The organism is Burkholderia sp. b14 (assembly GCF_900156195.1).
Taxonomy (GTDB): domain Bacteria; phylum Pseudomonadota; class Gammaproteobacteria; order Burkholderiales; family Burkholderiaceae; genus Mycetohabitans.
In genome coordinates this window covers 2,106,391-2,123,241 of record NZ_FTPJ01000003.1, presented here as the reverse complement: position 1 = coordinate 2,123,241, position 16,851 = coordinate 2,106,391, and the positions used below count along the sequence as shown (strand labels likewise).

Annotated in this window: 16 protein-coding genes; 13 read left to right on the top strand and 3 right to left on the bottom strand. The window is 63.5% G+C overall.

Features of this window, described 5'->3' with window-relative positions:
- Positions 1–116 precede the first annotated feature (116 nt).
- The 5 genes from paaN (at position 117) to paaK (ending at position 5,733) form a co-directional block, all read left to right on the top strand.
- Complete coding sequence (paaN, locus tag B0B13_RS14310; protein WP_076796899.1) at positions 117–1,796, top strand: phenylacetic acid degradation protein PaaN; 1,680 nt, start codon at positions 117–119, stop codon at positions 1,794–1,796.
- A 71-nt stretch (positions 1,797–1,867) separates the two neighbouring features.
- The gene (gene pcaF, locus B0B13_RS14305; protein ID WP_076796898.1) at positions 1,868–3,070 is read left to right on the top strand and encodes a 3-oxoadipyl-CoA thiolase; all 1,203 of its coding nucleotides are present in this window, start codon (positions 1,868–1,870) and stop codon (positions 3,068–3,070) included.
- Positions 3,071–3,115: 45 nt separating this feature from the next.
- Positions 3,116–3,907: a 2-(1,2-epoxy-1,2-dihydrophenyl)acetyl-CoA isomerase PaaG gene (paaG, locus tag B0B13_RS14300; protein ID WP_076785525.1), complete on the top strand. Its 792-nt coding sequence runs from the start codon at positions 3,116–3,118 to the stop codon at positions 3,905–3,907.
- Between the two features lies 1 nt (position 3,908).
- Complete coding sequence (gene paaI, locus B0B13_RS14295; protein WP_076785526.1) at positions 3,909–4,379, top strand: hydroxyphenylacetyl-CoA thioesterase PaaI; 471 nt, start codon at positions 3,909–3,911, stop codon at positions 4,377–4,379.
- A gap of 46 nt (positions 4,380–4,425) precedes the next feature.
- A complete protein-coding gene (paaK, locus tag B0B13_RS14290; protein ID WP_076796897.1) occupies positions 4,426–5,733 on the top strand; it encodes a phenylacetate--CoA ligase PaaK in 1,308 nt (435 codons plus the stop codon).
- Between the two features lie 107 nt (positions 5,734–5,840).
- Here paaK and mltA read toward each other — a convergent pair whose 3' ends face one another.
- Positions 5,841–6,914 carry a murein transglycosylase A gene (gene mltA, locus B0B13_RS14285; RefSeq protein WP_139337478.1) on the bottom strand — a complete coding sequence of 358 codons (1,074 nt, stop codon included), beginning with the start codon at positions 6,912–6,914 and terminating at the stop codon, positions 5,841–5,843.
- 364 nt (positions 6,915–7,278) lie between these two features.
- A complete protein-coding gene (gene apaG / locus B0B13_RS14280; protein WP_076785528.1) occupies positions 7,279–7,653 on the bottom strand; it encodes a Co2+/Mg2+ efflux facilitator ApaG/CorD in 375 nt (124 codons plus the stop codon).
- 322 nt (positions 7,654–7,975) lie between these two features.
- On the opposite strand from apaG, the gene rpe reads away from it, so the two are divergent.
- From rpe to B0B13_RS14240, 8 genes are all read left to right on the top strand, one after another.
- On the top strand, positions 7,976–8,647 hold the full coding sequence (gene rpe, locus B0B13_RS14275) for a ribulose-phosphate 3-epimerase (RefSeq protein ID WP_076785529.1): 672 nt from the start codon (positions 7,976–7,978) through the stop codon (positions 8,645–8,647).
- 7 nt (positions 8,648–8,654) lie between these two features.
- Positions 8,655–9,395, top strand: coding sequence for a phosphoglycolate phosphatase (gene gph / locus B0B13_RS14270; protein WP_076796896.1), 741 nt, complete (start codon positions 8,655–8,657; stop codon positions 9,393–9,395).
- Between the two features lie 338 nt (positions 9,396–9,733).
- Complete coding sequence (gene trpE, locus B0B13_RS14265) at positions 9,734–11,239, top strand: anthranilate synthase component I (RefSeq protein ID WP_076796895.1); 1,506 nt, start codon at positions 9,734–9,736, stop codon at positions 11,237–11,239.
- A gap of 599 nt (positions 11,240–11,838) precedes the next feature.
- On the top strand, positions 11,839–12,426 hold the full coding sequence (locus B0B13_RS14260; RefSeq protein WP_076785532.1) for an aminodeoxychorismate/anthranilate synthase component II: 588 nt from the start codon (positions 11,839–11,841) through the stop codon (positions 12,424–12,426).
- A 68-nt stretch (positions 12,427–12,494) separates the two neighbouring features.
- Complete coding sequence (gene trpD, locus B0B13_RS14255) at positions 12,495–13,526, top strand: anthranilate phosphoribosyltransferase (protein WP_076797341.1); 1,032 nt, start codon at positions 12,495–12,497, stop codon at positions 13,524–13,526.
- 18 nt (positions 13,527–13,544) lie between these two features.
- A complete protein-coding gene (trpC, locus tag B0B13_RS14250; RefSeq protein ID WP_076796894.1) occupies positions 13,545–14,351 on the top strand; it encodes an indole-3-glycerol phosphate synthase TrpC in 807 nt (268 codons plus the stop codon).
- 5 nt (positions 14,352–14,356) lie between these two features.
- The gene (locus B0B13_RS14245) at positions 14,357–14,998 is read left to right on the top strand and encodes a CYTH domain-containing protein (RefSeq protein WP_076797340.1); all 642 of its coding nucleotides are present in this window, start codon (positions 14,357–14,359) and stop codon (positions 14,996–14,998) included.
- A gap of 51 nt (positions 14,999–15,049) precedes the next feature.
- The gene (locus B0B13_RS14240) at positions 15,050–16,021 is read left to right on the top strand and encodes a uracil-DNA glycosylase (protein ID WP_306666072.1); all 972 of its coding nucleotides are present in this window, start codon (positions 15,050–15,052) and stop codon (positions 16,019–16,021) included.
- Positions 16,022–16,241: 220 nt separating this feature from the next.
- On the opposite strand, the gene B0B13_RS14235 is transcribed toward B0B13_RS14240, so the two are convergent.
- Positions 16,242–16,835, bottom strand: coding sequence for an FMN-dependent NADH-azoreductase (locus B0B13_RS14235; protein WP_076787467.1), 594 nt, complete (start codon positions 16,833–16,835; stop codon positions 16,242–16,244).
- Between the last annotated feature and the right edge of the window lie 16 nt (positions 16,836–16,851).

Below are 16,851 nucleotides of genomic sequence, written 5' to 3'. Positions count from 1 at the left end.
CATTGGCAAGGGGACCCGCGAAAAAACGCCGCGCAATCCGAAAAGAATGCTACCATTTTCCAACCAACCGGTCGGTTTATTTATCCGTCTCCGCCTCAATTTTCCGACGACTCGCCATGACACATCCGCTGTTTGTGAAGCATGAATCGACGTTGACACAGGCACTTCAGGCACAGGAAACGCGCGGCTACTGGAGTCCGTTCCCCGAGATGCCCAGCCCCAAGGTGTACGGGGAAACGGCGAACGCGGACGGTGAGCAATCGTTCAAAGCGCTTTTGAACCAAACGTTCGATTTGGATCAGCCCCGCAATGGACTGGTAGGCCAGGAGCACTCGCCGTTCGGCTTCGCTTTGGGCGTGCGCTATCCGAAAGCCGATCCGGACTCGCTATTCGTCGCCGTGGCGCGCGCGCAGCAACCATGGCAGCGTGCGGGCCGCGACACGTGGGTGGGCGTGAGCCTGGAGATTCTGCAGCGGCTGAACCGGGCGAGCTTCGAGATTGCCTACAGCGTGATGCATACAACCGGACAGGCATTCATGATGGCGTTCCAGGCCGGCGGGCCGCATGCGCAGGACCGCGCGCTCGAGGCCATCGCATGCGCATGGGACCAGTTGCGGCGCATCCCGGCCCAAGCTTACTGGGAAAAACCCCAAGGCAAGAACCCGCCGCTGGCAATGGAAAAGCACTTTACGATCGTGCCGCGCGGCATCGGCCTGGTGCTGGGCTGTTGTACTTTTCCGACATGGAACAGTTATCCGGGACTATTCGCCGATCTTGCGACTGGCAACGCGGTGGTCGTCAAGCCCCATCCTGGCGCGATCCTGCCGCTGGCGATCACCGTACGTATCGCGCGCGACGTGCTGCGCGAGGCCGGCTTCGATCCGAACGTCGTTACGCTGTTGGCAACGGATCCGGATGACGGCACGCTCGTGCAGCAGCTCGCCACGCGCCCCGATGTCCGACTGATCGATTTCACGGGCAGCACGCACAACGGCAATTGGCTCGAGCGCAACGCGACCCAGGCCCACGTGTATACCGAGAAGGCGGGCGTGAACCAGATTGTCATCGACTCGGTCGATGACATCAAGGCAGCCGCACGCAATATCGCATTCTCGCTGGCACTGTACTCGGGCCAGATGTGTACCGCGCCACAAAACATCTATGTGCCGCGCAACGGCATCCGCACCCCCGACGGTACGCTTAGCTTCGACGAAGTCGCCCAAGCAATCGCCGAGGCCGTCCGGAAACTGACGTCGGACCCAGCCAAGGCGGTCGAATTAATTGGAGCCCTCCAAAACGACGCCGTAGTGCAGCGCATCGAACGGGCGCGCTCGCTCGGTACCGTGCTACTGGACAGCCAACCGCTCGTGCATCCCGCGTTCGAGCATGCACGAGTGCATACGCCGCTGCTGGTCAAGCTGGATGCGGCCACCGACCAGAACCGGTTTACGCAGGAATGGTTCGGCCCGATCGCATTCGTCATCGCGACGGATTCCACCGCGCAATCGCTGGCGCTGGCCGGCTCGATTGCCGCACAGCACGGCGCGCTGACGCTATCCGTATACAGTGGTGACGAGGCAGTGCAGCAAGCCGCGCACGAAGCGGCAATCGAAGGCGGCGTCGCGCTGTCGCTGAACTTAACCGACGGCGTGTTCGTGAACCAGTCCGCGGCGTTCTCGGACTTCCACGGCACCGGTGCAAACCCAGCGGCCAATGCGACGCTGACCGACGCTGCGTTCGTGGCGAACCGTTTCCGCGTCGTGCAAAGCCGCGCGCACGTGGCACCGCGCGGCTAACCGGCGCCACCCCGGCATTGCTCCACACCGACGAGAACGACGCTACCGGACAAGCACAGGCGACTGGCACCATGACTGAAGCTTTTATCTGTGATGCAATCCGCACGCCGTTCGGCCGCTATGGCGGCGCGCTAAAAGACGTTCGCGCAGACGACCTTGGCGCGATCCCGATCAAGGCGCTGCTCGAACGTTACCCGTCAATGGACTGGGCGGCGGTGGACGACGTGATCTTCGGCTGCGCAAATCAGGCCGGCGAAGATAACCGCAACGTCGCTCGGATGGTCGGGCTGCTCGCCGGCCTGCCCATTGACGTGCCGGGCGCCACGGTGAACCGACTATGCGGCTCGGGCATGGATGCGATCGGCACCGCGGCGCGAGCGATCCGCGCAGGTGACGCGTCGCTGATGCTGGCCGGCGGTGTCGAGAGCATGACGCGCGCGCCGTTCGTGATGGGCAAGGCCAACACCGCGTTCTCACGCCAGGCCGAAGTCTTCGATACGACGCTTGGCTGGCGTTTCGTGAACCGGCTGATGAAACAGCAGTACGGCATCGATTCGATGCCGCAGACCGCCGAAAACGTCGCGGCCGCCTATAACGTGAGCCGTGCCGATCAGGATGCATTTGCGTTACGCAGCCAGCAAAAGGCCGCCCGTGCGCAGCGTGACGGCGTACTGGCTGCCGAGATCGTGCCGGTCACCGTGCCGTCCCGCAACGGCGATGCGATCGTGGTGCAGCACGACGAGCATCCGCGCGAAACGTCAATGGACGCACTGGCCAAGCTCGGCGGTGTGGTACGCCCAGATGGCACTGTCACCGCCGGCAATGCGTCCGGCATCAACGATGGCGCCTGTGCGCTGCTAATCGCCAGCGAAGCAGCCGCACGCGCGCACCGGCTCACGCCGAAGGCGCGCGTGCTTGGCATGGCAACGGCGGGAGTCGAGCCACGCGTGATGGGCATCGGACCGGCGCCCGCGACGCGCAAGCTGCTGCGGCAATTGAACATGACGCTCGATCAGTTCGACGTCATCGAGTTAAACGAAGCATTCGCTGCACAAGGCCTGGCCGTGCTGCGGCTGCTGGGCATCGCCGACGCCGACCCGCGCGTGAATCCAAACGGCGGAGCGATCGCGCTCGGCCACCCGCTCGGCGCATCCGGCGCGCGGCTGGTAACGGCCGCCATGTACCAGTTGCACCGCAACGGCGGCCGCTATGCATTGTGTACGATGTGCATTGGAGTCGGACAGGGTATTGCATTGGCCATCGAGCGCGTCTGAAGTCGGCCTCGCGCATTCATTTCGCCTAGGCAGGAGGAAACTCCCATGACTTACACGTCAATTCTGCTCGACATCGACGCAGCCGCTCACGTCGCAACCATTACGCTGAACCGCCCGGACAAACTTAACAGCTTCACCCGCGCAATGCACGCCGAGCTACGCGCGGCGCTGGATGAAGTGCAGCACTCGGGTGCCCGGGCGCTGGTCCTGACAGGCGCTGGCAAGGCATTTTGCGCGGGTCAGGACCTCGAGGACCTCGACTTCACGCCCGGCCATGAAACCGACTTGGGCGAGCTAATCGATCAAAACTTCAATGCACTCGTGCGGCGGCTGCAGCAGCTGCCGCTGCCGGTGACCGCAGCGGTCAACGGCACCGCAGCCGGCGCCGGCGCGAACTTGGCGTTGGCATGCGACATCACACTTGCCGCGCGTTCGAGCCGTTTCATCCAGGCTTTCGTGAAGATCGGGCTGGTACCGGACACTGGCGGCACGTGGACGCTGCCACGACGAGTCGGTATCGCTCGCGCGCTGGGACTGTCGCTCACTGGCGAGAAGCTTAGCGCGGAAAAGGCTGAAGCGTGGGGCCTGATCTGGCGCGTCGTTGATGATGCGGCCCTTCTGCCACAAGCGCGAGAGCTCGCCGCGGAACTCGCGCAGCAGCCCACCGCCGCGATCGTCGCGACCCGACAGGCCATCCGCAGCGGCGCAACGCTGGATTTGGATGTACAGCTGGACCTTGAACGCGACCTGCAGCGCAAGCTTGGCGTGTCGCACGACTATGCGGAAGGCGTGCGCGCGTTCATCGAGAAACGTCAACCCCGTTTTGACGGACACTGATATGGACCACTCTCCTCTCACCGACGCCGAACCCGGCGTGGTGCAAGCCGAGCTGCTCGCGCGCGACTGTGCCGCGGCGATGTACGAGAACGATGCGTGCACCCGCTGGCTCGGCATTCAGATAGTTGAAATTCGGCCCGGCTACGCGCGCGCGACGATGCAGGTGCGCGCCGAATTTCTAAATGGCCACGATATCTGCCACGGCGGGTTGATCTTCACGCTTGCCGATTCGGCATTCGCATTTGCGTGCAACACTTATAACGTGAATACGGTGGCAGCCGGATGCACGATCGAATACCTGCGGCCGGTGCACCGCGGCGACGCGCTAACCGCGGAAGCCGTGGAGCAGGTGCGATCTGGGCGCACCGGCCTCTACGATATCCGTGTGACCAATCGCGCCGGCGAGCCGGTCGCGATGTTTCGCGGCAAGTCGGCACACATCAAAGGGAACGTCATTCGATCGAACGATTGACGCCCGCTACAAGCTACGGGACAGACACAGCAATAAGGAGATTTTAATGAACACTGCCCTGCCGCCGGAGCCGATTGAAAAAGCCAGCCGCGACGAACTACAGGCCCTGCAGCTGGAAAGGCTGAAAAAAACGCTAGCGCACGCGTATACACATTCACTAGTGTATAAGCGCAAATTTAATGAAGCGGGCGTGCATCCGGACGACTTGAAAACGCTGTCGGACTTATCCCGCTTCCCGTTCACGACGAAGCAAGACTTTCGCGATAGCTATCCGTTCGGCATGTTCGCCGTGCCAATGGACCAGGTCTCGCGCATCCACGGTTCGTCCGGCACCACCGGAAAGCCGACCGTGGTCGGCTACACGGCTAACGATATCGACATGTGGGCCAACCTCATGGCGCGCTCCATCCGCGCAGCAGGGGCGCGGCGCGGCGACAAGGTTCATGTCAGCTACGGCTACGGGCTCTTTACTGGTGGGCTGGGCGCGCACTACGGGGCAGAACGCGCGGGCCTGACCGTGATCCCGTTCGGTGGCGGGCAGACCGAGAAGCAAGTTCAGCTGATCCAGGATTTTCGCCCCGACATCATCATGGTCACGCCGAGCTACATGCTATCGATCGCCGATGAATTCGAGCGACGGGGCCTGGATCCGGCCGAATCGTCGTTGCGCATCGGCATTTTCGGCGCGGAGCCGTGGACCAACGACATGCGCGCGGCGATCGAGAAACGCATGAGCATCGACGCGGTCGACATCTATGGGCTGTCAGAGATCATCGGCCCCGGCGTCGCCTCCGAATACGCGGAAACCAAGGACGGCCCGACGATCTGGGAAGACCACTTCTATCCGGAAATCATCGATCCGGACACTGGTGAGGTGCTGCCCGAAGGCGTATTCGGCGAACTGGTGTTCACCTCGCTGACCAAAGAGGCTTTGCCAATCATCCGCTATCGTACCCGTGATCTAAGCCGGCTGCTGCCCGGCACCGCACGCGCGATGCGGCGCCTGGAGAAGATCACTGGCCGCTGCGATGACATGATGATCATCCGGGGCGTGAACGTGTTCCCGTCACAAATCGAGGAGCTGTTGCTCAAGTACGCCACCGTGCTTGCCCCTCACTACCAGATCGTGCTGACCAAGGAAGGTCCGCTCGACGTGATGACGATCCATGTCGAGCCCTGCCCGGGATCGGCACTGGACGAACGCGCAATCGAAGCGGCACGCGCAAGCCTAGCGCACGATGTCAAGGCGCTGGTCGGCGTCACGGCGCAAATCGCCGCCTTGCCAGTGAACAGCATCGAGCGCTCAGTGGGTAAGGCGCGCCGCGTCGTGGACAAACGTCGTGCGTCAGCCTGAGGCCTGAGCCGATGGCGGCCACGCGCAACACGGCCGCTCAACTGTTGAACAGCAGCGGCCACATCCGGCCGCCCAACTGTTGAGCAGCAGCAGCCACATCCAGCCACTCAACTATTGGGCAGCAGCAGCCACATCCGGCCGCCCTGCTTCATCCGGCCCGCCAGGTCGCCCGCGTCATCACCTAGTCCCCAAAAGTAGTCGGCCCGCACGCCGCCTTTGATCGCGCTGCCCACGTCCTGCGCGAACACCAGCCGGTTCATCGGCTGATTCGACAATGGCCGGGTGGTCTGCAGGAATACCGGCGTGCCGAGCGGGATCGACGTCGGGTCAACCGCGATCGAGCGTTCGGGCGTGAGCGGCACCCCCAACGCACCGACCGGCCCGTCGGCTCCGCCGCTGGGCACGCCTTCGCTGGATGGCACTTCCTTGAAGAACACGAAGCGCGGATTCACATCCAGCAGAGCATCGACGCGCAACCGGTTCGCCCGGGCCCATGCCTTAATTCCCTGCATCGTCGCCTGCGCCGGTGAAAGCTCGCCACGATCGATCAGCCAACGGCCGATCGAACGATACGGCTGGTTGTTGGTGCCACTGTAACCGACCCGCATCACCGTGCCGTCGTCGAGCAATACCCGGCCGGAGCCTTGCACCTGCAGAAAAAACGCCTCGATCGGATCGTCCACGTAGACAAGCTCGTTGCCGGCCAGCATGCCGGAGCGTATCAGCTGTGCACGCGGCGGCAACACCGCGTCCGAGCGGGCTGCCCTCGGCCAGCGATACAATGGGTACAGGTACGGCGCACGCCGGTACCGAGACCCATGCAACAACGGCTCGTAGTAGCCGGTGACGAGACCGTCGAGCGTGCCGTCGCTATTAGCCAGCACAAACGGCGTGAAGTACGTCTCAAAAAACGTACGCGCGGCGGCCACGTCAAGATCATCCAGTTGCTGCGCAGCAACGCACGCACGCCGCCAATTCGCTAGCGTGTTCATGCGTGCACAGTTCTGCCGCAGCGCGCCGGTAGTTCCGATCAGGCTGTCCTCCTGCCAACCGGGCACCTGCTGCCAGCTGACCGGCGTGAGCCGCGCACTGACCAGCGCCTGCTGGCTTGGCGTGGCAACGACCGGCGGCACGTGCATCACCGGCCGCACCGCACCGCTGCCACCGCATGACGCAAGCATCGCCGCCGCGACGATCGTCGCGATCAGTGTCGCGGCGCGGCCCCAGCGCCGCACACCGGCTGCATGCCGGTCCCTTGCGGCCGCCCGCCTCGGCCCGCTGCCATGCGCGCCACCATTACCATACACGCAACCGTTAAAATGCTCGCTCGTTTCCCAAACCGTCATGTCTGCGTTCTTCACCGCTTGCCCGTGGCTACTACCCACGGTTGAAATACTGCTGCCGATTGGATTGCTCGCGTACATCGTATGGTACGTGCGCCGCCCGCCGCGCAAGCGCGATTGACGCCCTGCGGCACTGCGCCGGCCAGCCGCCACGGCGGTCCACGCCGGAGCGGTCGCGGCGCCGCGCCGCCATCGTGCGCGCTCAATGCAGCATGCGCGGCATGCACAGCGCAAATTCCGCTATCGGCGCCTCGAAGCGCGTACCGTCCTCGGCCACGCAAAAATACTCGCCGCGCATCGTGCCGACCGGCGTCGCAATGACCGCCCAACTCGTATATTCGAATTGCTCGCCCGGCCGCAGCAATGGCTGATGTCCGACGACCCCGAGTCCTTTGACCTCTTGCACCTTCGCCTCGCTGTCGGTAATGATCCAATGGCGCGCAATCAACTGCGAGGCAACCTGTCCGGTATTGCGTATCGTCAACGTGTAGGCAAACGCATATTGCTGGTGCTCCGGGTCGGACTGGTCCGGCAGATAGGCCGCCCGCGCCGAGACGCTCAATTCATACTGACTCATCCTGGATTCCGATAAAGGTCGCGCAATACGGGCGCACGCTCACCCATGGCGCGGGCATGCAGATCCCTGCGCATCGCATTTTCGTTGATGCGCTTGCGGGTCGCAACCTGCAATGCGATATGGCTGATACGACGGGCTGACCCGACGTGGCTGGTCTGACGTGGCTAACCCGACGGGGTCGCCGTGACGTCGCTAGCGTGACGCGATCCACTGACATGTCAATGCAGGCATCAGGGCGCCGCTCCCGGGCTAGGCTGGCGTCGCGCCGGCACGCTAGAATAACGCTTTGTTTGCCGCTCAGCGCCCGCCAACGCATTCCAAGATGACTTTTCGCATCGCCCCAAGCATTCTTTCCGCTGACTTCGCCCGCCTCGGCGAAGAAGTGCGCAACGTGGTCGCCGCCGGCGCCGACTGGATCCACTTCGACGTGATGGACAACCATTACGTACCCAACCTGACGATCGGCCCGATGGTTTGTGAAGCAATCCGCCCGCACGTCAACGTGCCGATCGACGTGCATCTGATGGTCCGTCCGGTGGACCGCCTCGTGCCGGACTTCGCAAGGGCGGGCGCGAACGTGATCAGCTTCCATCCAGAGGCGTCCGACCATATCGATCGCACTCTATCACTGATCCGGGACCACGGTTGCAAGGCGGGATTGGTATTCAATCCCGCCACGTCTTTGAACTACCTGGACCACGTGATGGACCGCGTCGACCTGGTGCTGATTATGTCGGTGAATCCCGGTTTCGGTGGACAGTCGTTCATTCCCGAGGCACTGAATAAGCTGCGCGAGGCGCGGCGGCGCATCGACGCGTATGCGGCACAGACGGGCCGCGAGATCCACCTGGAGGTGGACGGCGGCGTGAAGGCCGACAACATCGCGCAAATCGCGGCCGCCGGCGCCGATACGTTTGTCGCGGGTTCGGCAATCTTCGGGCAGCCCGACTACCGACAGGTGATCAACCAGATGCGCGCTGCACTCAGGCGGTGAGCGCGCGATGACTGACACCAGCCTGACACCGGTTGCCGATGACAATCGTCGCGGTGCGCCCCCCATCGGACCGGTCGAGGCCGCGATCGTCGATTTGGATGGCACGATGGTCGATACCGCCGGCGATTTCACGGCGGCGCTCAACACGGTGCTCGGCGAGCTCGACTTGCCGCCGATCGACCAAGCCGAAGTCGTCGCCTACGTCGGCAAGGGCTCCGAGCACCTCGTGTGCAGCGTGCTGTCGGCACGCCTGCCGCCAACCGAGGTCGAGCAGCAGTTCGATGTGGCACTGGCCAGGTACCAGCGGGCATACGCGGTGGTCAATGGTCGCCACACGCGGCTCTACCCGGACGTGATCCGCGGGCTGGACGCATTCAGGGCTGCGCGGATCAAGCTTGCATGCGTGACCAACAAACCGCTTCGATTCGCGCTCGAGTTGCTCGAGCAGTATAACCTGCGGCCGTATTTCGAAGTGGTGTTCGGTGGCGACAGCCTGCCGCGGAAAAAGCCGGACCCGTTGCCAATGCTAGCCGCGTGCGACGCGCTCGGCGTGCCGCCCGCGCGGGCGGTCGCGATCGGCGACTCGGAAAACGACGCGCGCGCGGCGCGCGCCGCCGGGCTCGCGACGTTGACCGTACCATACGGTTACAACCACGGCCAACCTGTACAATCGATCGACTCGGATGGTATAGTGGGTTCGCTGCTGGAGGCGGCCAGCCGGGTGACGGCGCCACACGCCGCGCAATAGCATCCGTCCCAGGGTATCCGCAACATCGTCATGTTTCTAAACAGAAAACGCAGTCTTGGCAGTATCGACCGGGGAGCCTGGCCCTGGCGCCGCTGGCACGCCTGAGCGCGATTGCGCGTCGAAACCCGTTGCTTGCCGGGTTTCGGGTTTCGATTTCCCCGTTTTTTGTTTTCGTTGTCGCCCCCGGCATCGCGGCCGTGTCCGCGCTACGCACCATGTAGCGCCGCCGCGTCCCGGTACGTTGGCTTCGGCACCTATGCTGCGGCCGGGCCGCGACATTGGTTCAGTGCATACCGCGCCGTGCACCGAGCACCAATAGGACAATAGGACTTGCCAACATGACCGAGCTTGAATTCCAGTCCCTTGCCAACAAAGGTTACAACCGCATTGCGCTGATTGCTGAGGTGCTCGCCGACCTTGATACGCCGCTGTCGCTGTATCTGAAACTCGCTCACCCCGAACGAGGAGGCGCGAATTCGTTTCTGCTCGAGTCGGTGGTCGGCGGCGAACGCTTCGGCCGCTATTCATTCATCGGCCTACCCTCGCGCACCTTGCTGCGTACGCGGCAAGCTGACGGCACCGGCATCACCGAAGTGGTGTGCGATGGCCAGGTCATCGAAACGCACGAAGGCGATCCGTTTGCATTCATTGCGCAGTTCCAGGCGCGTTTCAAAGTCGCGCTCCGACCCGGCATGCCCCGTTTCTGCGGCGGCCTGGCGGGTTACTTCGGCTACGACGCGGTGCGCTTCATCGAGAAGAAGCTCGCGCATTCGACGCCCAAGGACGATCTGGGCCTGCCGGACATCCAGCTGCTGCTGACCGAAGAAGTGGCAGTGATCGACAACCTGGCCGGCAAGCTCTACCTGATCGTCTACGCCGATCCGGGTGCACCGGAGGCGTACACGCGCGCCAAGCAGCGGCTGCGCGAATTGCGCAACCGGTTGCGCAGCCCGGCCCAGCCTCCGGTCACGTCGCCGACGGTGCGCACTGACATCTATCGCGAGTTCGCCAAGGACGACTATCTGGCCGCGGTGCGCAAAGCCAAGGAATACATTGCCGCCGGCGAACTGATGCAGGTGCAAGTCGGGCAGCGGATTTCGAAACCGTTTCGCGACCATCCCCTGTCGCTGTATCGCGTGCTGCGCTCGCTGAACCCGTCGCCGTATATGTATTTCTACAACTTCGGTGACTTCCACGTGGTCGGCGCATCACCTGAGATCTTGGTGCGGCAGGAAGAGCGCGGCGGCGAGCAGATCGTGACGATCCGCCCGCTAGCCGGCACGCGCGCGCGCGGCAGTACGCCGGAGCGCGACGCGCAGTTGGCGACGGAGTTGCTGAACGACCCGAAGGAGATCGCCGAGCATGTGATGCTGATTGATCTCGCGCGCAATGACGTCGGCCGCATCGCGCAAACGGGCTCCGTGGTCGTCACTGACAAGATGGTGATCGAAAAATACTCGCACGTGCAGCATATCGTCAGCTCAGTCGAGGGCAAACTCAAGCCCGGCATGACGCCCTTCGATGTGCTGCGCGCCACATTCCCAGCCGGCACGCTTTCCGGCGCCCCGAAGGTCCGCGCGCTGGAATTGATCGATGAACTTGAGCCGGTCAAGCGCGGCCTGTACGGCGGCGCGGTCGGCTATCTGTCATTTTCCGGCGAAATGGATCTGGCGATCACGATCCGCACCGGCGTGATCCACGACGGCAACTTGTACACGCAGGCCGCCGCCGGCATCGTCGCTGATTCGGTGCCTGAAGCGGAATGGCAGGAAACTGAGAACAAAGCGCGTGCCGTATTGCGCGCCGCCGAGCACGTGCAGGATGGCCTGGACGCGCAGTTCTGACAGGCCTGCCCCCATTGAGCGACGCGTGCCCGCCGCCAACCAGATTGAACGCGTGAACGCGTTGTCGGCAGCCGCACTGTGTCATTTGGGTCGACAGGCCCGCGCGCGAAACGCTACAATGAACCCGACCGACCCGGCCAACGCGCCGGGCCGCTATTTCAGCCAGGCGTAACCCATGCTTCGAACCACGTTGACCCGTGCAGCCCAGTGGTGGCGCTTCCGCTAGGAAGCGGCACGTCGTGGTTCGCCCACCGCACCTTGCCGCCGTATCCGGTGGCAGGTTGACAACCCTGATAGTGCTACGGTACGGCGGCTCCAAGCTCAAGGAGATTGCCGATGCCGTTGACAGATCCAGTCGTCGCCAACACGCCCGAACCGCTCGATGCGGGCCCCGTCGTCCCTGCTGTGGCACGCGCAACCGGTTGCGCGTGCAACGTCCGCGCGCTGCGCGCCCGCGTTCATGTTCGCTCTCGCTTGTGTCGGATGCCTGTGGCGACCCCGCCTATGGCGGCCCCATGCCGGACCGCATTGAGCAGGTCCGTGGGCCAGCAGCTTCATCGCGTCGATTTTTCGTTCAATATCAGTCCATTGGGTGCCGTATGCTGCTGATGATCGATAACTATGACTCGTTCACCTACAACCTCGTCCAGTACTTTGGCGAGTTGGGCGAGCAAGTGCAGACCTACCGCAATGACGAGATCAGCTGTGACGAGATCGCCGCGCTGAGCCCGCAGCGTATCTGCCTGTCGCCTGGACCCAGCAATCCGCAACACGCCGGCGTGACACTCTCGGTCATCCAACGCTTCGCCGGCCGCATCCCGATGCTTGGCGTATGCCTGGGACACCAGGCGATCGGCGAGGCGTTCGGCGGCCGCATCGTGCGAGCCAAGACGATCATGCATGGCAAGGTCAGCGAAATCGAGACCGATCGGCGGGGGATCTTCGCCGATCTACCGCACCGCTTTCAGGTCACGCGGTACCATTCGCTAGCCATCGAGCGCGACACGCTGCCCGACTGTCTGGAGGTCTGCGCATGGACCGACGATGGCGAAATCATGGGCGTGCGCCACAAGACGCTGCCGATTGAGGGTGTGCAGTTCCATCCGGAATCGATCCTGTCCGAGCATGGCCATGCCCTGCTTGAGAATTTCATCGCTCAAAGCCGCACTGCGGCGCTTACCCGATGAACGCGCGCCCTACCGACGCGATGCCCCTGTCTCCCCCGCTCACTGGCCTAACCCGCACGGAGAACCGGATGCCCATCACCCCTCAGGAAGCGCTGCAGCGTACCATCGAGCACCGCGAGATCTTCCATGACGAGATGCTGCACCTGATGCGGATGATCATGCGCGGAGAAATATCGCCGGTCATGGTGGCCGCCATCATCACCGGGCTGCGCGTGAAGAAGGAAACGATCGGAGAGATCACTGCAGCGGCAACCGTCATGCGCGAGTTCGCTCACCACGTACAGGTAGCCGACAACCGGCACTTTGTCGATATCGTGGGCACCGGCGGCGACGGCTCGCATACGTTCAATATCTCCACGGCAACGATGTTCGTGACCGCCGCAGCCGGCGCAAAGGTCGCCAAGCATGGCAATCGCAGCGTGTCATCCAAGTCCGGCAGCGCCGATGTGCTTGAAGCGCTCGGCGTCAACATCAACCTAACGCCGGAACAGGTGGCGCAGTCTATCGAGGCGACCGGCATAGGGTTCATGTTCGCGCCGAACCACCATCCGGCGATGAAGAACGTCGCGCCGATCCGTCGCGAAATGGGGGTACGCACGATCTTCAATATACTGGGACCGTTGACCAATCCGGCTGGGGCACCGAACCAACTGCAGGGCGTGTTCCACGAGGATCTGGTCGGCATCCAGGTCCGGGTGATGCAACAGCTTGGCGCAAACCACGTGCTGGTCGTCTACGGGCGAGACGGGATGGACGAAGTATCGCTCGGCGCGGCGACACGGGTCGGCGAGCTGCGCGATGGCCAGGTGCACGAATACGAGATTCATCCCGAAGACTTCGGCCTGCAAATGGTGTCGAATCGCTCCCTGAAGGTCGCCAACGCGGACGAATCGAAAACAATGCTGCTCAGCGCACTGGACAATACGCCGGGCATTGCCCGCGAGATCGTCGCGCTCAATGCCGGTACCGCGCTGTATGCGGCCAACGTCGTCGCCTCGATCGGCGACGGGATCCGGCAAGCGCGTGAGGCAATCGCCAGCGGAGCCGCCCGTGCGAAGGTCAATGAACTTGTCCGTTTTACGCAGCAGTTGAGTCATTGAGCCAAACAGAGCACCATCATGACTGATATTCTCGATCGCATCATTGCAGTCAAGCGCGATGAGATCCGTGCCGCGCAGGCGAGTGCACCTCTGGCAGCGTTGCAACTGAGCGCCCACGCGCGGCGCGGCGACCTACGCGACTTCGTTGCGGCGTTGCGTGCCAAACACGCGCTCGGACAGCCGGCGATCATCGCCGAGGTGAAAAAAGCCAGCCCCTCCAAGGGCGTGTTGCGCGAAACTTTTGTGCCAGCCGACATTGCGTGCTCGTACACACAGCACGGCGCCGCATGCTTGTCGGTACTCACGGACGTGCCGTTTTTCCAGGGCAGCGCGCGCTACCTCCAGCAGGCTCGCGACGCGTGCCCGCTGCCCGTGCTGCGCAAGGACTTTATCATCGACCCGTACCAGGTGCTGGAGGCGCGTGCGATGGGTGCGGACTGCATCCTGCTGATCGCCGCCGCGCTGGAGCCAGCGCAGATGCGCGAGCTGGAAGCGTACGCCCATTCGCTGGGGCTCGCGGTACTGGTGGAAGTGCACAATGCGCACGAACTGGACGTGGCGTTGACGCTAAAGACACCGCTGATCGGCGTCAACAATCGCAACCTGCGCACGTTCGCCGTCACGCTGGACACCACACTTGGGCTCCTCGACAGCATTCCCGACGAGCGTATCGTGGTAACCGAGTCGGGGATCCTGACGCGCGACGACGTGGACCGGATGCGAGCAGCCGACGTTCATACTTTCCTGGTCGGCGAAGCGTTCATGCGCGCGGACAATCCCGGTGCCGCGCTCGCCGACATGTTTTTCGGACTGCAACGTCCATGACGACGATGAGCATCGAACGCGAAATCAAGCTTGCGCTGCCGGCGTCGCAGATCGAGGCCGCCCGCGCACTGCTCGCCGAGTTGAGTGGACATGATGGCCAACCGACCGCCCTCGCCAATCTCTACTTCGATACGCTCGACGACAGGCTCGCGCGCGCCGGCGGTGCATTGCGATTGCGACGCACGCCTGATGGCTGGCTGCAGACTTTCAAGTTCGGCGGCGGCGCGTCGGACGGGGTGCACAGTCGCCATGAATGGGAAATGGCGGTGGCCGGCGACGCGCTTGAACTCGACGCGCTGCTCGCCGCGTGCGGCGACGCGCAAGCGCGCGCGCTCGTGCGCAACGCTGCGGCGACGCTCGTGCCTCTGTTTCGCACCGACTTCACGCGCACGCTATGGCCGCTTCACTGGACCGGCACACCCATCGAAGCCGCGCTGGACATTGGCGAAGTGCAGGCCGAGGCGGACGGCGCAGTGCGGCGTGCGCCGATCTGCGAAATCGAACTTGAACTGAAGGATGCGCCGAAGGCCAGTGCGCATGCGGCTCTCGACGCGCTCGCCGCCGTCCTCAAGCAGCGCTTGCCGGGCACCACGTCCGAGGACGTCAGCAAGGCCGAACGGGGTTATCGGTTGCGCAGCGGCCAGTGAACCATCCGTAGTTGCCGGCGCCCCACCCTTCCATCCGACTTTATCGCGATCATGGCTTCCCGCACTAGACACTCCACCACCGCCGCATTGCGCGGTGCCGACGAACAGCGAACCGAGCGCCAGCAACCGTCGTTGCTCGATGAGACGCGGGCCGAACATCGGCAATCATCGTTGCACGGCGACACCGCCGGCGAATCCCGGCAGCCATCGTGGCTCGGCGACGCACAGGCTGCCCCTCGGCAACCGTCGTTGTTCGACGATCCACCGCCCCCGCATGAGTGCACGGTGGCACCATCGCCGCGGTCATGTCCACCGTCTTGCACGACACTCACCCTCGAACAACAATTCGACAGCCTGCCACCGGCGTGGCGCGCGCACCTGGTACCGTTCATCGGCAGTTCGGCATACGCACGCCTATGCGAGTTCGTCGACTACGAGCGCAGCAGCGGCAAGACGGTCTATCCGACGGACGTATTCCGCGCATTGCATCTGACGTCGCCGGACGACGTCAAGGTGGTCATCTTGGGTCAGGATCCCTATCACGGCGAGGACAACGGCGTGCCGCAGGCGCACGGACTAGCGTTTTCTGTCCCCCCCGGCGTCCGGCCTCCCCCGTCGTTACGCAATATTTTCAAGGAGATCGCAGCGAACTTCGACCATGCGGTGCCACGCCATGGCTGCCTGGATCATTGGGCCCGGCAAGGGGTGCTGCTGCTCAATACAGTACTGACCGTCGAGCGTAACCGGGCGGCCAGCCATGCGAAGCGTGGCTGGGAGCAATGCACGGACACGCTGATCGAGCACCTTGCCACGCAACACGAAGGCCTAGTGTTCATGCTGTGGGGCTCGCATGCGCAAGCCAAACGACAGTTACTGCACGGCCGCGGCCACCGGATTCTCGAAGCACCGCATCCGTCACCGCTGTCGGCGCACCGCGGCTTCCTTGGTTGCCGCCACTTCGCGCTTGCCAATGAGCATCTGCGCCAGGTTGGTCGCGAGCCGATCGATTGGCGCGTGCTGTAAGCCGACTGGTGCCCTGCCATGAGTTGACTGGGGCGTGCCTTGAGCCGATTGTGGCCTGCCGGGAGCCGGCTATAAGCCTGCCCGAAGCCGATTGGAGGCGGCCGGAAGCCAACCCCATTCGGGGCGCCGTTCCGTTGGCCGCCCAGTCGGCAGGCCGGAACACCGCTCGGAACTGGCAGTGCTACTGGCGACGTCATGCCCGCACGCCGGCAACTGCTCATCACAGAGCGGCAATTGCCTCGCGCGCCGCCGCCAGGCCGCTTTGTTTGGATTGCTCACCGAGGTTCAGCCCTTCGGCGAAGATGAACGTGACGTCGGTCAGGCCGATAAAGGCGAGGAACGTTTTCAAATAAGGCGTCTGCAAGTCCGCCGGCGTGCCGAGATACTTGCCACCGCGCGCGTTCACGACATACACCTTCTTGCCCGTGACCAGTCCTTGTGGGCCCTCCGCCGTATAGCGGAAGGTCACGCCAGCACGCGCGACATGGTCGAAATACGCCTTCAACTGGCTGGAGATACCAAAGTTGTACATTGGCGCGCCGATGACAATGATGTCGGCAGCCTTCAACTCCGCCACCAAGGCGTCGCTGCGGGCGATGATCGCCTGCTGCTGCGCATTGCGTTGTTCTGCCGGCGTGAAGAAGGCGCCAATTGCTGCTTCGTCCAGGTGCGGCAAGCTATCGGTCAACAGATCCCGCACGACCAGCGTGGCATCCGGATGCGACTGTTGCAGCTTCGCCGTCAATTCATTAGCCAACAGCGTGGATTGCGCCTCCGTGCGCGCAGCGGAATTGATCTGGAGAATCGTAGTCATTTTGGGCTCCGTCAGG

What these genes read in the sequence shown, in the direction of transcription:
- paaN (WP_076796899.1), top strand. Translation starts at nt 117, where the DNA reads ATGACACATCCGCTGTTTGTGAAGCATGAATCGACGTTGACACAGGCA.
- pcaF (WP_076796898.1), top strand. Translation starts at nt 1,868, where the DNA reads ATGACTGAAGCTTTTATCTGTGATGCAATCCGCACGCCGTTCGGCCGC.
- paaG (WP_076785525.1), top strand. Translation starts at nt 3,116, where the DNA reads ATGACTTACACGTCAATTCTGCTCGACATCGACGCAGCCGCTCACGTC.
- paaI (WP_076785526.1), top strand. Translation starts at nt 3,909, where the DNA reads ATGGACCACTCTCCTCTCACCGACGCCGAACCCGGCGTGGTGCAAGCC.
- paaK (WP_076796897.1), top strand. Translation starts at nt 4,426, where the DNA reads ATGAACACTGCCCTGCCGCCGGAGCCGATTGAAAAAGCCAGCCGCGAC.
- mltA (WP_139337478.1), bottom strand. Translation starts at nt 6,914, where the DNA reads ATGCTTGCGTCATGCGGTGGCAGCGGTGCGGTGCGGCCGGTGATGCAC.
- apaG (WP_076785528.1), bottom strand. Translation starts at nt 7,653, where the DNA reads ATGAGTCAGTATGAATTGAGCGTCTCGGCGCGGGCGGCCTATCTGCCG.
- rpe (WP_076785529.1), top strand. Translation starts at nt 7,976, where the DNA reads ATGACTTTTCGCATCGCCCCAAGCATTCTTTCCGCTGACTTCGCCCGC.
- gph (WP_076796896.1), top strand. Translation starts at nt 8,655, where the DNA reads ATGACTGACACCAGCCTGACACCGGTTGCCGATGACAATCGTCGCGGT.
- trpE (WP_076796895.1), top strand. Translation starts at nt 9,734, where the DNA reads ATGACCGAGCTTGAATTCCAGTCCCTTGCCAACAAAGGTTACAACCGC.
- B0B13_RS14260 (WP_076785532.1), top strand. Translation starts at nt 11,839, where the DNA reads ATGCTGCTGATGATCGATAACTATGACTCGTTCACCTACAACCTCGTC.
- trpD (WP_076797341.1), top strand. Translation starts at nt 12,495, where the DNA reads ATGCCCATCACCCCTCAGGAAGCGCTGCAGCGTACCATCGAGCACCGC.
- trpC (WP_076796894.1), top strand. Translation starts at nt 13,545, where the DNA reads ATGACTGATATTCTCGATCGCATCATTGCAGTCAAGCGCGATGAGATC.
- B0B13_RS14245 (WP_076797340.1), top strand. Translation starts at nt 14,357, where the DNA reads ATGAGCATCGAACGCGAAATCAAGCTTGCGCTGCCGGCGTCGCAGATC.
- B0B13_RS14240 (WP_306666072.1), top strand. Translation starts at nt 15,050, where the DNA reads ATGGCTTCCCGCACTAGACACTCCACCACCGCCGCATTGCGCGGTGCC.
- B0B13_RS14235 (WP_076787467.1), bottom strand. Translation starts at nt 16,835, where the DNA reads ATGACTACGATTCTCCAGATCAATTCCGCTGCGCGCACGGAGGCGCAA.